This window comes from Zoogloea ramigera, assembly GCF_006539865.1.
GTDB lineage: Bacteria > Pseudomonadota > Gammaproteobacteria > Burkholderiales > Rhodocyclaceae > Zoogloea > Zoogloea ramigera.
This window is the reverse complement of sequence record NZ_BJNV01000052.1, coordinates 20328-35552: the sequence shown is the minus strand read 5'-3', so window position 1 is coordinate 35552 and position 15225 is coordinate 20328. Positions and strand designations below refer to the sequence as shown.

Genomic DNA, 15225 nt, shown 5'->3' with positions numbered 1-15225 from the left:
TCGCATGATTTGTCTGTTTTCCCAGTCAATCCGGAGAAGGATCGCCAGCGCCACGCAATTGGCGAGGATGCCGGAACCGCCGAAGCTCATCAGCGGCAGGGTCAGGCCCTTGGTGGGCAGCAGGCCCATGTTGACGCCCATGTTGATGAAGGACTGCACGCCCATCCAGATGCCGATGCCCTGGGCCACCAGCGCGGCGTAGGTGCGCTCGAGGGTGACCGCCTGCTTGCCGATCGCAAAGGCGCGCTGGATCAGGATCGCGAAGAGCAGCACGACGGTGAACACCCCCGCGAAACCGAGCTCCTCGGCGATCACCGCGAGCAGGAAGTCGGTGTGGGCTTCGGGCAGGTAGAAGAGCTTCTCGATGCTGCCCCCCAGCCCCACGCCGAACCACTCGCCGCGGCCGAAGGCGATGAGCGCGTGGGAGAGCTGGTAGCCCTTTCCGTAGGCGTCCTGCCACGGGTCCATGAAACCCAGGATGCGCTGGCGGCGGTATTCGGAGAAGGTGATCAGCAGCACGAAGCCGATGGTCGCGACGATCGCCAGCAGCACGAACAGGCGCACGTTGATGCCGCCCAGGAACAGCACGCCGAAGGCGATCGCGGTGATCACCACGAACGCGCCGAAGTCGGGCTCCTTGAGCAGCAGGAAGCCGACGAACAGGATCACCGCCGCCATCGGCGCGAAGCCCTGCTTGAAGCTGCCCATCAGCGGCAGCTTGCGGGTGGTGTAGTCGGCAGCGTAGAGCGCGGCGAAGAGCTTCATCAGCTCGGACGGCTGCAGGTTGACGACCCCCAGCGGCAGCCAGCGACGGGCGCCATTGACGTCCCGGCCGATGCCGGGGATCAGCACCACCAGCAGCAGCACGACCCCGGCGATGAACAGCCACGGCGCCATCTCCTGCCAGGCGCGCATGGGGATCTGGAACACCACCACGCCAGCGATGACGCCGATGGCGAGGAAGACCGCGTGGCGGATCAGGAAGTAAGCCGGCTGGTGGCCGAACATGCGGCTGCCTTCGGCGGTGGCGATGGAGGCCGAGAAGACCATGATCAGGCCCAGCAGCAGCAGCGCCGCGGCGGACCAGATCAGCCACGGGTCGAGCTCGCGCGGCTGGCCGAGGGGCTGCAGCAGGCGGTTGACCGCACGGCTCGTCACCGGCCCCGCGCTATCCGCGGTGGCCCGGGAGAAAAACCCCGAAAGACTGGCACCGAGTTTCATGCGGGGCGAACTCCGGGCAGGCGCTTGACCGCGTCGATGAAGACCTGGGCGCGGTGGGCGTAGTTGCGGAACATGTCGAGGCTGGCGCAGGCGGGCGACAGCAGCACCACGTCGGCGGCCTGGGCGCGGGCGTCGGCGAGCAGCACCGCGGCGTCCATGTCGGCGGCGTGGACCAGCTCGACACCACTGCCGACTACCGCGGCCTCGATGGCAGCGGCGTCACGGCCGATCAGCACCACGGCCCGGGCGTAGCGGGCAAAGGCCGCCTTGAGGGGCGAGAAATCCTGGCCCTTGCCATCGCCGCCGGCGATCAGCACGACCTTACGGCGCAGGCCTTCGAGGGCGGCCACGGTGGCACCCACGTTGGTGCCCTTGGAATCGTCGTAATAAGTGACGCCGTCGGCCCGTTCGGCCACCTTTTCGACCCGGTGCGGCAGGCCGCGGAAAGCCTTGAGGGCCGCGATCAACCCGGCCCGCGGCAGACCGGCGGCTTCGCACAGGGCCAGCGCGGCGAGGGCGTTGGCGACGTTGTGGCTGCCGGCAAGCTGCATTTCGGAGCGTTTGACCAGCGGCTCGCTGCCGCGGGCCAGCCATTCGTCGCCATCGACATCGAGCACACCGAAATCGTCCGGCCCGGCGGGCGCATCAAGCCCGAAGGTGAACACCCGGCGCCCGGGCAGGGCCATCGCCATCACCCGCGCATCATCGCGGTTGAGCACCTGCACGCCCTCACCGGCGAAGACCGCGGCCTTGGTGGCGGCGTAGTCGTCGAGACCGGCGTAGCGGTCGAGGTGGTCGTCGGTGACGTTGAGCACGGTAGCCGAGGCTGCGCCGAGGGCCGGCCCGGTCTCGAGCTGAAAGCTGGAAAGCTCCAGGGCCCAGGCCTGGGGCATCGGCTCACCGGCGTCCTGGCGAGCCATCACCACGTCGAGGGTGGCGGGGCTGATGTTGCCGGCCACCACGCCGTCCAGCCCGACGCCGCGCAGCATCTCGCCGACCAGGGTGGTGGTGGTGGTCTTGCCGTTGGTGCCGGTGATGGCGATGAGGCGGGTGGTTTCGCGCACGCCGAGATCACGCAGCGTCTGCGCGAAAAGATCCATCTCGCCGATCACCGGAATGCCCCGCGCGCGCGCGGCCTCCACCAGCGGCTGGCGCGGGTCGAGGCCGGGGCTGATGGCCAGGCGACTCACACCGTCGAGCAGGCTGTCGGCGAAAGGGCCGGTGATGATCTCGGCGGCCGGCGCTTCGGCGCGCAGGCGCTCGACGCCGGGGGGCGTCTCGCGGGAGTCGGCCACCCGCAGCGCAACACCCTGCCGGGCCAGCCAGCGGGCCATGGCCAGGCCGGATTCGCCGAGGCCGAGAACGAGAGTGAGTTCAGGACGGGCCATGACCGCTTACCGCAGCTTGAGGGTGGACAGCCCGAACAGCACGAGCATGATGGTGATGATCCAGAACCGCACCACGACCTGGGTCTCCTTCCAGCCACCCAGCTCATAGTGGTGGTGCAGCGGCGCCATCCGGAAGATGCGTTTGCCGCCGGTGTATTTGAAGTACAGCACCTGCACCATCACCGACAGGGCCTCGGCCACGAAGAGGCCGCCCATGATGAAGAGCACGACCTCCTGACGCACGATCACGGCGATGGTGCCCATCGCGGCCCCCAGCGCCAGCGCGCCCACGTCGCCCATGAAGACTTCGGCAGGGTAGGCGTTGAACCACAGGAAGCCGAGCCCCGCGCCGGCGATCGCGCCGCAGATCACGGCGAGCTCGCCCGCGCCCGGGATGTAGGGCACGCCGAGGTACTTCGAGAAACCCATGTGGCCGGCCACGTAGGCGAAGATCGCCAGCGCGGCGCTGACCATCACGGTCGGCATGATCGCCAGGCCGTCGAGGCCGTCGGTGAGGTTTACCGAGTGGCTGGTGCCGTTGATGACGAAATAGGTGAGGATGATGAAGCCGATCACGCCCAGCGGGTAGCTCACCGCCTTGAAGAAGGGCACGATCAGCTCGAGCTGGGCCGGCAGCGTCGCGGTGAGGCCGAGAAAGCTGGCGGCACCCAGCGCGATGGCCGAAGTCCAGAAGTACTTCCAGCGGCTCGCCAGCCCCTTCGGGTCGCGATAGACCACCTTGCGCCAGTCATCGACCCAGCCCACGGCGCCAAAACCGAGGGTCACGCAGAGCACCACCCACACGTATTTGTTGCTCAGATCGCCCCACAGCAGGGTCGTGAGGGCAATGGCGATGAGGATCAGCACGCCCCCCATGGTCGGCGTGCCGGCCTTGGTGAGGTGCGACTTGGGGCCGTCGTCGCGCACCGCCTGGCCGATCTTCTTGGCGGCGAGCCAGCGGATGACCAGCGGCCCGAAGACCAGCGAGAGCAGCAGCGCGGTGCCCGCAGCCAGCATCGTCCGCAGCGTGATGTAGCCGAAGACGTTGAAAAACCGGGCATCCTTGCCGAGCCACAGGGCCAGTTCAAGCAGCATGGCGCCCTCCCGGAAGCGTTACGCAGGAAACCGTGGCTACAGCCGTACAACCAGAACTCATCAAACCTTCTCCGCAATGGCGTCGACGACCCGTTCCATCTTCATGAAACGCGAGCCTTTGACGAGCACCACCGTATCTGCATTGAGCTCCGCCTTCACCGCCGCGACGAGGTCGTCGAGCTTGCTGAAGTGGAAGCCGCCTTCTCCGAAGTTGCGCGCCGCAACCTCGCTCATTTCACCCAGCCCGAACAGGAAATCGACGCCTTCGCTCTTCGCGTAGCCGCCGATCTCGTCGTGGTACTGGAAACTCTGCTCGCCGATCTCGCCCATGTCGCCGATCACGAGGATCTTGCGGCCCGGGGTGGCGGCCAGCACTGCGATGCCGGCGCGCATCGAGTCGGGGTTGGCGTTGTAACTGTCGTCGATGACGACGGCGCCACGGAGCCCCTTGCGCAGGTGCAGGCGGCCGGGGGTGCCGGTGTAGGCGCCGAGGCCGGCGGCGACGGCATTGAGGCTCACCCCCGCGGCCAGGCAGGCCGCCGACGCGGCCAGGGCGTTGCGCACGTTGTGCAGCCCCGGCACTTGCAGGCGGAACCGCGCCTCGCCCTGCGGGGCGCTGAGCACGAGATCACTGGCAAAACCGTGGGAGGTGCAGCGGGCGGTAACGTCGGCGTCTTCAGACAGGCCGAAGGTCAGGGTTTCACGCCCGACATTGATGGCCTTCCAGTAACCGGCAAAGGCATCGTCGGCGTTGATCACGGCCACGCCACCTGTGGACAGGCCGTCGTAAATGGCACCCTTCTCGCGGGCGACCTCATTGACGCTGCCCATGCCCTGCAGATGCGCCCGCTGGGCGTTGTTGACCAGCGCCACGGTGGGCTGGGCCAGGCGGGTGAGATAGCCGATCTCGCCCGGGTGGTTCATGCCCATCTCGATGACCGCGGCCCGGTGGTTGCCCGACAGGCGCAGCAGCATCAGCGGCAGGCCGATGTCGTTGTTGAGGTTGCCGCGGGTGGCCAGCACGGCGAGGTCGGGGTCAAGGCCATCCAGGCGCGACTGGGCACGCAGAATGGCAGCGCACATCTCCTTGACCGAGGTCTTGCCGTTGCTGCCGGTCACGCCGATCAGCGGCAGGCTGAAGCGGCTGCGCCAGCTGGCCGCCAGCTGGCCGAGGCCGAGCCGGGTGTCGTCCACCACCAGCAGGGGCAGGGGCACCGGGTTGGCGGCGGCCCAGGCCTTGTCGACCATCGCGGCGGCGGCGCCCTGGGCTGCCACCGCGGCGACGTAGTCGTGACCGTCGAAATTATCGCCGCGCAGCGCCACGAACAGCTGACCGGGCTGGATCGCCCGCGAGTCGGTGCTCACCGACAGAAAGAGCACCTGCCCGCCCACCGCGGTGCCGCCGGTGGCCAGGGCTGCGTCCTGGAGATACATCATGAGAGTTCTCCCTGGGCGTCGTTCCAGATTTCGAGGGCTGCGCGGGTCTGCTCCACGTCAGAGAAGGGGTGACGGACGCCGTTGATCTCCTGGTAGGGCTCGTGGCCCTTGCCGGCGATGACGATCACGTCGTCGGCGGCGGCCGCAAGAATCGCACGGCGGATCGCCTCGGCCCGGTCGGAAATGGTCTCGGCGCCCTCGCCCGCCCCGGCCGCAATAGCCTGCAGGATCACGTCCGGGTCCTCGCCGCGGGGGTTGTCGCTGGTCAACACGACTTGGTCGGCCAGACGCCGGGCGACCTCGCCCATCAGCGGGCGCTTGCCCGGATCACGGTCGCCACCACAGCCGAACACGCAGACCAGGCGCCCGTTGCGGGCCTTCACGGTCGGGCGGACAGCGGTGAGCACCTGCTCGAGGGCATCGGGCGAATGGGCGTAGTCGACCACCACCAGCGGGTCGCCGACACCGCCGAGGGTCTGCATGCGCCCCTGGGGCGGGGTCAGGTCTTCGGCCACCGTGACGGCGTCCTCGAGGGAAAAATCGGAAGCCATCAGGGTGCCGATCACCGCCAGCAGGTTCGACACGTTGAACTGCCCGACGAGGTTCGGATAGAGATCGGCCGACTCGTTGCCGCAACGGGCCGTGAAGCGGATGCCGGCCGCCGTGGTGGTGAGGCGCTCGGCGACGATCAGGCGGTTCACCGGCGCCACATCGGCGTTGGTGGGGTTGAGGGTGTAGCCGATCACCTGCAGGTCGCGGCCGGCGAGGCGGCGGGCCTGCTCGACGCCGAACTGGTCGTCGAGGTTGAGCACCACCGCACGCAGGCCGGGCATGTCGAACAGGCGCGCCTTGGCTGCGCCGTAGTGCTCCATGCTGCCGTGGTAGTCGAGGTGGTCGCGGGTGAGGTTGGTGTACACCGCCACGTCGAAGTGCAGCCCGTTGAGGCGCTCCTGGTCGAGGCCGATGGACGAGACCTCCATCGCCGCCACGTCGGCCTTGGCTGCGCGAAACTCGGCCAGCGTGCGGTGCACGGTGAGGCTGTCGGGAGTCGTGTTGAGGCTGGACGACAGGGCGCCCGGAAACCCGATGCCCAGGGTGCCGATCACGCCGCACTTGCGCCCGAGGGCCGTGAAGGCGCGGGACAGCCACTGGGTGACGGAGGTCTTGCCGTTGGTGCCGGTCACGCCCACCAGCCACATGGCCTCGGAGGGGCGTCCGTAAACTTGGTGAGCCAGGTGGCCGGCCAGCGATGCCAGCCCGTCGATCGGGATGTTGGGCACTGCCAGGCTGGTGTCCCATGCGTGCCCGGCACGCTCCCACAGCACCGCGGCGGCACCGGAGCGGACGGCATCGGCAATGAAGCGCCGGCCATCGACCCGGTGGCCGGGGCTGGCCAGAAAGACATCACCCGCCTGCACCTGGCGGGAATCGACGCACAGCCTGCGGACTTCGATGCCTTCGGCGGCGAGGCGCGCCAGGACGCCCTGGGCTTGCTGCTGGAGCGTCACGCTCACATGGCCTCCCGGACGACAGGCGCGGCGGCCCCGCGGGCCACCTGAAGCGGCTTGAGCGGCGCATCCGGCGCCACCCCGAGGGTGCGCAGGGCGCCGCCAGTGACCTGGGCGAAGACCGGCGCGGCCACTTCACCGCCGTAGCGCTTGCCATTGCTGGGCTCGTCGATCATCACCGCAACGATCAGGCGCGGGTCGGAGATGGGGGCGATCCCCACGAAGGAGGCCACGTAGCGGTTGGCGTAGTGGCCACCGACCAGCTTCATCGAGGTACCGGTCTTGCCGCCGACACGGTAGCCGGGCACGTTGGCCTGCTGGGCGGTGCCGCCGGGCTGCACCACGGTCTCAAGCATCTGGCGCACCTCACGGGCGGTCTGGGGCGAAAACACCCGGGTGCCGTGCACCGGCGGCGTGTCGACGCGGGACAGGGACAGGGGCACGATGTCGCCGTCACGGGCGAAAACCTGGTAAGCGTTGGCCATCTGCATGAGGTTGACGGACATGCCGTGACCGTAGGACATGGTCGCCTGCTCAATGGGGCGCCAGTTCTTGGCCGGCCGCAGGCGGCCGCCGACCTCGCCCGGGAAACCGAGCTTGAGCGGGGAGCCGAAACCGAGATCATCGAACATCTTCCACATGGTCTCGGGCGGGAAGCTGAGGGCCATCTTGGCGGCCCCGATGTTGGACGACTTCTGGATCACCTGGGTGACCGACAGGGCCCCGTGGGGGTGCGCGTCGGAGATCGTCGCGCTGCCGATGGTCATGCGGCCTGGCGCGCAGTTGATGATCGTGTTGGCGGTGACCTTGCCCTTTTCGAGCGCCAGCGCGGCGGTGAAGGGCTTCATCGTCGAGCCGGGCTCGTAGGTGTCGGTGAGGGCCCGGTTGCGCAACTGGTCGCCGGTGAGCTTGACCCGGTTGTTCGGGTTGTAGGTGGGCGCGTTGGCGAGGGCGAGGACCTCGCCGCTCTTGGCGTCGATCACCACCACCCCGCCGGCCTTGGCCTTGTGGTCGAGCATGGCCTGCTTGAGCGCGGCGTGGGCCAGGTACTGGATCTTGTTGTCGATGGCCAGCGCCACCTCACGGCCATCCTGGGGCAGACGGATCGATTGAACGTCCTCGACCACGTTGCCGCGGCGGTCCTTCACGACCCGCCGGGAGCCAGGCTTGCCGGCCAGCGCGGCCTCGAAGGCAAGCTCGATGCCCTCCTGGCCCTTGTCGTCAACGCCGGTGAAGCCCACCACGTGGGCCATCACGTCGCCACCGGGGTAGAAACGGCGGTACTCCCGCTGGTCATGGATGCCCGGCAGCTTGAGGGCCGCGATGCGGTCAGCGAGCTCGGGCGAAACCTGACGTTTCAGGAATACGAAGTCCTTGTCGACCGACAGCTTCTGATTGACCTCCTGGACCGGCATCTCGAGCAGCCCGGCGAGCTGACGGACCTGGCCCGGGTTCAGCCGGGCGTCTTCCGGGATCGCCCAGATCGACTTGACCGGCGACGACACCGCCAGCACGTCGCCCTGGCGGTCGGTGATCTTGCCGCGGGTGGCGGGCACCTCGAGCACGCGGGCGTAGCGCGACTCGCCCTTGGCCTGCAGAAACTGGTCGTTCACCCCTTGCAGGTAGGCCGCCCGGCCCACCAGCGCGAGCGAGCCGCCGAGCAGGCACAGCAGCACGAAGCGCGGCCGCCAGGCTGGCAGCTCGGAACGCAGCAGGGGATTGTGGTTGAAGGTGACGCCCTTCTTGGCCTTGGTCATGGCCGCTCCTCGATGGCGATGATCTGCCCTGGCAGAGGTGGGCGCATCGCGAGTTTCTCGCGAGCGAGTTTTTCGATACGGGCGTGAGCCGCCCAGGTGCTTTGCTCGAGCTGCAGCTGGCCCCACTCGACTTCGAGCTGACGGGAGCGCTGCTGCTCGCGTTCGACGGCGGTATACAACTTGCGGGCCTGATGCTGGGACGCGACGACGCCGAGGCTGCTCGCCACCACCAGCATCACGAGAAATCCAGTCAGGCGGGCCATGTCAGTCCTCCGTCCGCTCGGCGATCCGCATCACCGCGCTGCGGGAACGCGGATTGGCCGCCACCTCGTCGTCCGACGGCCACACCGGCTTGCCCACCAGGGCCAGCTTGGGCTTGGGCAGGTCGGCCGCGCGCACCGGCAGGCGCGCCGGAAGCTGCGGCGGCCGCGACGCGTCGCGCATGAAGCGCTTCACGATGCGGTCCTCGAGGGAATGAAAGCTGATCACCACCAGACGGCCTCCCGGCGCCAGGGCTGCTACCACCTGCGGCAGGACTAGCGACAGCTCCTCAAGCTCTTGATTGACGCAAATCCGTAGAGCCTGGAAGGTGCGCGTCGCGGGGTGCTGACCCGGCTCGCGTGTGCGGACCGTTTTTTCCACGAGTGCGGCAAGCTGTCCAGTGGTTGCAACAGCCCCCCCTGTCCGAGCAACTGCAATCGCCTTTGCAATCTCATAAGCAAACCGTTCTTCACCGTATTCCCTCAGCACCCGGGTTATATCTGCGACCGGCGCTTCCGCCAGCCACTCTGCCGCAGTCAGACCGCGGGTTGTATCCATTCGCATGTCGAGCGGCGCGTCGAAGCGGAAGCTCATGCCCCGCTCCGCTTCGTCCAGCTGGGGCGAGGAAACCCCCAGATCCAGCAGGACGCCGTCGACCTTTTCCACCCCACGTTCCGCCAGCGCCTCGGCGAAGTCCGAGAACGGCGCGTGCACCAGCTCGAAACGTGGATCCTTGATTTCCCGGCCCGCCGCAACCGCCACCGGATCGCGGTCGAAGGCGATCAGCCGGCCCTCTGGCCCCAGCTGCGCCAGCACCGCACGGCTGTGCCCGCCGCGGCCGAAGGTTCCGTCCACGTAAATACCCGCCGGCTTGATGGCCAGCGCCTCGACTGCCTCTTTCAGCAGCACCGTGATATGCGGAGTCGCGCTCACAGCGGCAGGTTTTCCCAACCGGCGGGCAGAAGCTCAGCCCCGAGGGCGAAGATCGCCTCCTGCTGCTTTTGCCAGCCGGCATCCGACCAGAGTTCGAAGTGATCGCCCTGCCCCACCAGATGCACCTGTTTTTCAAGCTGTGCGAAGTTGCGGAGCTCTGGCGCGATCAGCACGCGGCCCGCCGAATCCATCTCCTCGTCGCGGGCAAAACCCACGAGGAGACGCTTCAGCAGCGCCGAATGTTGTTCGAGACTGGAGCCCGCAAGCACTTTGTCGCGGATTGGATCCCAGGCTGGAGCGGGATAGATGAGGAGACAACGATGGGGATGAGCGGTCAGGACCAGCGTGCTTCCGGCCAGCTTTGCGAGCGCGTCCCGGTGCCGCGCAGGAATCGCCAGGCGACCCTTCGCATCGAGACTGAGCGCGGCTGCGCCTTGAAACATGCTTCCCCCACTTCTTCACCCGAACGAGCCAGAAAAACTCACTTTTTCCCACTTTCGCCCACTTCGTCCCACTTTAGAACAAAAGGAATACCCGGTCAAGCCGAGCCAAGGGCAAATCCCTTTTGCGCACAAGCACTTAGGGGCGACAGCCGGGATTCTGGAAATCCGCTTATAAATCAACGCCGATACAGAAGATTGCGAAAGTTGAAGCTCAATTCGCAAAGCGTCGGCGAGCGGCAAAAGGGGGGCATCGCCGGGCAAGACCGAGCAATGTCAAAAAACGTGATTTTAGCGATTTGGCACGCCCCCACGCCCCACGGGCGTGGGGGAAAATAGGGCGAAAACGAAAAATCAAAGAAGAAAAGGGAAGCTCGCCGATAAGCCGGGTTCTGTCGAGCGGGCCGATCCGAAAACCAGCACGCCGGGCAATCATTCCTCTGGACGACGTGTTGCCACGCCGCTCAAGCAGCCTACCCGGGGACTCCGCGAGCAGCGTCGACGTCCCCCTATTTGGCCTTGCCCCGGATGGGGTTTACCGTGCCGTCACTGTCACCAGTGCCGCGGTGGGCTCTTACCCCACCGTTTCACCCTTGCCTGATCTCCGAAGAGCCATCGGCGGTCTGCTCTCTGTTGCACTTTCCGTCGCTTTCACCCGAAGGCTATGGCGCCCGGCCGTTAGCCGGCATCCTGCTCTGCGGGGCCCGGACTTTCCTCGCTACGCGAACGTAACGCGATTGCCTGGCGAACTTCCCGGCGCGCAGTATAACGGCTTCGCGCCTTCCGTGCCCGGCCGCAGGCGGCGATCGCGCCGACCTGCGTCACGGCCTGCAGCCCCCGATGTGCAAATGTAATCGAATCTTTCAAAAAGCCAGCCCTGTCGCATCCGCTTACGCGTGCCCTGCGCCCCGCCATGCAGCCCGGTCGCCGCAGTGCTGCAATCCACCCATCACTGAAAGGAGCTTGCCATGGCCATCCGATCCGCCCACCCTGCCCTGCTGGCCGCACTGGCGGCGGCCAGCACCCTCGCCGCCCTCCCCGCCGCGGCCGACCGACCCGGGCCCGGCCGAGGCGGTTTCGGCGGCGCTCCACGCGTGCAGCCGTACCGCGCACCGGGGCCGCAGTTTCACGCACCTGGCCCGGCCGTCAGGATCCATGCGCCTGGCCCCGCGGTGCGCTTTCACGGCCCGGGCGCGGGGCCGGGCTACTGGTACCACGGCCGTCATGACGGAATCTGGGGCTGGTGGTGGGTGGCCGGTGCAAGCTGGCTGTTCTACCCCCAGCCGGTGGTCGTGCAGCCCGCGCCGTCCGAGCCCATCGTCGTGCAGCCGGCCCCGCAGACCAACACCGAAAACTGGTACTACTGCGACAGCGCCCAGGCCTATTACCCCTACGCCCAGAGCTGCCCGGAGGGCTGGCGCCAGATCCCGGCGACCCCGCCCGGCAACACCCGCAACAACAGCGCCGGGCAACAGAGCTGGTATTACTGCGACAGCGCCCGGGGCTACTACCCTTATGTACCAAGCTGCCCCGAAGGCTGGAGAGCCGTCGCCGCCACCCCGCCCGAGGGCACGCAACCGTCTGGAGACAGGCAACCATGAAAATCGCCAGCAAGGTCCATCTGCTCATCCCCCTCACGCTGCTCGCTGGCTGCGCCAGCCTGCCCAGCGGCCCGCGGGTGGCCGTGATGCCAGCGCCGGGCAAGCCCTTCGAGGTCTTCGTGCAGGAAGATCGCCAGTGCCGCGCCTTCGCCGGGCAGTCGATCGGGATGAACACGACCGACCGGGCCGCTGAAAACCTGGTCGGCAGCGCCGCGGTGGGCACCGCCATCGGCGCCGCGGCGGGCACCCTCACGGGCGGCAACCGGGGTGCGGCCACCGGCGCTGCGGTCGGCATGGTCGCCGGCACCGCGTCTGGCACATCCAACGCCGCCTACGCCGGCGCCGAAGCCCAGCGCCGCTACGACATCGCCTACCAGCAGTGCATGTACGCCAAGGGCAACCAGCTGCCCGGCAGCGGCTACGGCTACCGGCAGCCGGCCCCACCTGCCGCCGGCAGCCCCTATCACTATCCGCCCCCGCCCCCGCCACCGCGCTGAGGCCGGCCGCGGCAAGCATTGCGGGTGACTTCCCCTGCGCCCTGCGGCACAATCCCGGCGCAGGAGATCTGCCCATGAAATTCGATGTACTCGTTGTCGGTGCCGGGCTTGCCGGTGCCGCCCTGGCGGCTGCCCTGCGCGGCAGCAATCTGAAGGTCGGCATCGTGGAAGCCCGTCCCCCGGCCCGGCCGGCCGGCTGGGACCCGCGCATCTATGCGATCAGCCCGACCAACGTGGAGTTCCTGAGCGGCATCGGCATCTGGCAGCACCTCGACGCGGCCCGGATGGCGCCGGTCTACGATATGGAGATCCACGGCGACGCCGGCGGGCAGCTCGATTTTTCGGCCTACGACAGCGGCCTGCGCGAGCTGGCCTGGATCGTCGAATCCAGCCTGATGCAGCAGGAGCTGTGGGAGACGGTAAAGCGCCAGCACAATGTGACGCTGGTCTGCCCCGCCGCCCCCGCCGCCCTCGCCATCGACGACCACGCCGCCCGGCTGACCCTCGCCGACGGTCGGCGCATCGAGGCGCGCCTGGTGGTGGCCGCCGACGGCCGCGACTCGTGGGTACGCCAGGCGGCCGGCATCGGCGCCCGCAACACGCCCTACGACGAAAAGGGCGTGGTCGCCAACTTCCGCTGCGAAAAACCCCACCGCAACACCGCCTTCCAATGGTTCCGCAAGGATGGCGTGCTGGCCTACCTGCCGCTGCCCGACCAGCAGATGTCGATAGTCTGGTCGGCCCCCGACACCCTCGCCGACGAGCTCGTCGCGCTGCCGCCCGAAGCCCTCTGCGCGCGGGTCGCCGAAGCCGGTGGCGAGCGTCTCGGCAAGCTCGAGCTCGTCACCCCCGCCGCGGCCTTCGCGCTGCGCCTGATGCGCGTCGAGGCCGTCGTTCAGCCGCGTCTCGCGCTGATCGGCGACGCCGCCCACGCGATCCACCCGCTCTCCGGCCACGGCATCAACCTGGGCTATCAGGACGCCCGGGCACTCGCCGGGCAGCTTACCGGCCTGCCCGCCTGGCGCGACCCGGGCGAGCTGCAGGTGCTGCGTGGCTACGCCCGCGCCCGCGCCGAGGAAACCGCACTGCTGCAATACACCACCCACGGCCTCAACCGCCTGTTCAAGCCCGCCGACCCGCTGCTGTCGGGCCTGCGCAACCTGGGCTTGAACCTCACCAACCGCCTGCCTGTCCTACGCAACGCGTTGATCCGCTACGCGATCGCGGGCCGCTTCTAGCGCCCCCAGGGCTGAGCTCCGCCCAGCCCGCCCCCCGTGGGGGTCAAGGAAACTTGGGGCGGCCCTGCGTTTCCTTGAAAGCCCTGTCATTTCTGAACCCTGCTGTTCCCTGGAGAACCGGATGAAATTCCCCTTCGTGCGTTCGCTGCTCGTCACCCTCCTTCTCACCGCCGGCCTCACCCACGCAGCCGACGACGAGGCCAAGGTCAAGAAAAACCTGGAGAGCTTCCTCAACGCACCCGCCGTCGAAAGCGTCAAGAAAACGCCGTATGGCGGGCTGTTCGAGGTCGTGCTGAAATCCGGCGAGCTGCTCTACACCGACGCCAGCGCCAGCTTCATCATCGACGGCAACATCATCGACGCCAAGACACGCAAGAACGTCACCCAGGCGCGCATGCTGCAGCTGATGAAGATCGACTTCGCCACCCTGCCCCTCGACCAGGCCATCAAGCAGGTGCGCGGCAACGGCAAGCGCGTCATCGCCAGCTTCGAAGATCCCAACTGCGGCTACTGCAAGCGGCTCGCCAAAGACCTGCAAAGCCTCAAGGACGCCACGGTTTACACTTTCCTGTACCCCATCCTGAGCCCCGACTCCACCGAGAAGTCGAAGAACATCTGGTGCGCCAAGGACAAGGCCGCTGCCTGGAACGACTGGATGGTCGGCGGCAAGGCACCGGCGGCCGCGGCGGCCGGCTGCGACACCAGCGCCATCGACAAGAACGTGGCCCTCGGCCAGAAGATCAAGGTCACCGGCACCCCGACGATCTTCACCGCCGACGGTAACCGCCTGCCCGGCGCCGTGCCCCTCGCCCAGCTGGAGCAGGCAATGAGCCAGGCTGCCGGCAAGTAAGCTCGCACCCACCTGCTTCACCGACGCCCGCCTCGCGCGGGCGTTTTACATGGCGCTCAGGCCGCCCGCCGCGGCCGGCGCGGCCTGACGATCGGCAGGCAGGCCTCGGCCGGGCGGCCCAGCAGATGCCCCTGCAGCCAGTCCGCCCCCGCCTCCCGGGCCACCTGCAGCTGCAGGGGGTTTTCGATGCACTGGATGCCGAGCTGCAGGCCAAGGCGACGGGCCTCGGCGGCCAGTTCGGTCATCACCCGCTTGGCCAGGCTCAGATGCCCGAAATGGCCGATCAGGCAGCGGTCGAGCTTGACGATGTCCGGCGCCAGCGCCTCCAGCCGATCGAGGTCGGCCGAGTGACGCCCGAAGTTGTCGATCGCCACGCGGTAGCCCCGCTCCCGGTACTCGGCGATGGCCACCGCCAGCCGCGAGACCTCGCCAAAGCCATCGTCGGCGAGCTCCAGCACGATGCGATCCGGCGTCAACCCGCAGCGGGCCAGTACGCCCTCGAAGACGTGGCCGTGATGATCGGGCACCGAACTGATCAGCTGGGGGTGCACATTGAGGGACAGGAAACCCCCGTGCTGCTCCCGCTCAAGCAGAAAATTGAGCGCATGCAGTGTGCGCACCCTGCGGTCCAGATGCACCAGCTCCGCGTCATCGCGGGCCTCGAGAAAGATCGCCTGGGCCGGCACCCGCCCAGCGTCGTCACCCAGCACCTGCAGCTGCGCCTCATGGCCGATCACCCCCAAACCGTCGGGCGCCATGACTGGCTGGAACAAGGTCCCGAGGACGCGGCCGGCAAACCCCATGCGGACCCGCCCATCGACGATCTCGAAGCCCTCCTCGTCGTACCCCGGCCGGGCCAGACGCTGGCGCTTGTTGAAGTAATGGACGAGTTCGGTGAGCGGCACGATGGTTCTCCGTAAATGGGGTGATGTCGGAAGCAATGACACCAGCTTCGCACGGTACCCGCAGGAGCCGTGTCGGCAAACCATGAATTTACGA

Annotated in this window: 14 protein-coding genes and 1 other RNA gene; 4 read left to right on the top strand and 11 right to left on the bottom strand. The window is 67.9% G+C overall.

Going from position 1 to position 15225, the window contains the following annotated elements:
• The 10 genes from ftsW to rnpB form a co-directional block, all read right to left on the bottom strand.
• Positions 1–1221 (bottom strand): putative lipid II flippase FtsW (gene ftsW, locus ZRA01_RS14360; RefSeq protein WP_141353389.1); only part of this gene is annotated, 1221 nt, incomplete at its 3' end.
• Complete coding sequence (gene murD / locus ZRA01_RS14355; protein ID WP_141353387.1) at positions 1218–2609, bottom strand: UDP-N-acetylmuramoyl-L-alanine--D-glutamate ligase; 1392 nt, start codon at positions 2607–2609, stop codon at positions 1218–1220. The genes murD and ftsW, both read right to left, overlap by 4 nt.
• A gap of 6 nt (positions 2610–2615) precedes the next feature.
• Positions 2616–3704 carry a phospho-N-acetylmuramoyl-pentapeptide-transferase gene (mraY, locus tag ZRA01_RS14350; protein WP_141353385.1) on the bottom strand — a complete coding sequence of 363 codons (1089 nt, stop codon included), beginning with the start codon at positions 3702–3704 and terminating at the stop codon, positions 2616–2618.
• Between the two features lie 60 nt (positions 3705–3764).
• On the bottom strand, positions 3765–5141 hold the full coding sequence (locus ZRA01_RS14345) for a UDP-N-acetylmuramoyl-tripeptide--D-alanyl-D-alanine ligase (RefSeq protein ID WP_141353383.1): 1377 nt from the start codon (positions 5139–5141) through the stop codon (positions 3765–3767).
• Complete coding sequence (locus ZRA01_RS14340) at positions 5138–6655, bottom strand: UDP-N-acetylmuramoyl-L-alanyl-D-glutamate--2,6-diaminopimelate ligase (RefSeq protein WP_246093683.1); 1518 nt, start codon at positions 6653–6655, stop codon at positions 5138–5140. The genes ZRA01_RS14345 and ZRA01_RS14340 overlap by 4 nt, the downstream gene beginning before the upstream one ends.
• Positions 6652–8406 (bottom strand): peptidoglycan D,D-transpeptidase FtsI family protein, encoded by a 1755-nt coding sequence (locus ZRA01_RS14335; protein ID WP_141353381.1) that lies wholly within the window; start codon positions 8404–8406, stop codon positions 6652–6654. Before ZRA01_RS14335 ends, ZRA01_RS14340 begins: the two co-directional genes overlap by 4 nt.
• A complete protein-coding gene (gene ftsL, locus ZRA01_RS14330) occupies positions 8403–8669 on the bottom strand; it encodes a cell division protein FtsL (RefSeq protein WP_141353379.1) in 267 nt (88 codons plus the stop codon). Before ftsL ends, ZRA01_RS14335 begins: the two co-directional genes overlap by 4 nt.
• A 1-nt stretch (position 8670) precedes the next feature.
• A complete protein-coding gene (gene rsmH / locus ZRA01_RS14325; protein ID WP_141353377.1) occupies positions 8671–9600 on the bottom strand; it encodes a 16S rRNA (cytosine(1402)-N(4))-methyltransferase RsmH in 930 nt (309 codons plus the stop codon).
• Complete coding sequence (gene mraZ, locus ZRA01_RS14320; protein ID WP_141353375.1) at positions 9597–10043, bottom strand: division/cell wall cluster transcriptional repressor MraZ; 447 nt, start codon at positions 10041–10043, stop codon at positions 9597–9599. The genes rsmH and mraZ overlap by 4 nt, the downstream gene beginning before the upstream one ends.
• Before the next feature lie 362 nt (positions 10044–10405).
• An RNA gene (gene rnpB, locus ZRA01_RS14315) (RNase P RNA component class A) lies at positions 10406–10793 on the bottom strand.
• A gap of 215 nt (positions 10794–11008) precedes the next feature.
• On the opposite strand from rnpB, the gene ZRA01_RS14310 reads away from it, so the two are divergent.
• The 4 genes from ZRA01_RS14310 to ZRA01_RS14295 all read left to right on the top strand — a co-directional run bounded on the left by ZRA01_RS14310 (position 11009) and on the right by ZRA01_RS14295 (position 14226).
• Entirely contained in the window at positions 11009–11641 is a 633-nt protein-coding gene (locus tag ZRA01_RS14310; protein WP_141353373.1) for a hypothetical protein, read from the top strand.
• Positions 11638–12138 (top strand): YMGG-like glycine zipper-containing protein, encoded by a 501-nt coding sequence (locus ZRA01_RS14305; protein ID WP_141353371.1) that lies wholly within the window; start codon positions 11638–11640, stop codon positions 12136–12138. Before ZRA01_RS14310 ends, ZRA01_RS14305 begins: the two co-directional genes overlap by 4 nt.
• 74 nt (positions 12139–12212) lie before the next feature.
• Entirely contained in the window at positions 12213–13376 is a 1164-nt protein-coding gene (locus tag ZRA01_RS14300; protein ID WP_141353369.1) for a UbiH/UbiF family hydroxylase, read from the top strand.
• A gap of 121 nt (positions 13377–13497) precedes the next feature.
• Positions 13498–14226, top strand: a complete 729-nt coding sequence (locus tag ZRA01_RS14295) for a DsbC family protein (protein ID WP_141353367.1) — start codon at positions 13498–13500, stop codon at positions 14224–14226.
• Between the two features lie 56 nt (positions 14227–14282).
• Here ZRA01_RS14295 and ZRA01_RS14290 read toward each other — a convergent pair whose 3' ends face one another.
• Positions 14283–15131, bottom strand: a complete 849-nt coding sequence (locus ZRA01_RS14290; RefSeq protein ID WP_141353365.1) for an EAL domain-containing protein — start codon at positions 15129–15131, stop codon at positions 14283–14285.
• Positions 15132–15225 lie beyond the last annotated feature (94 nt).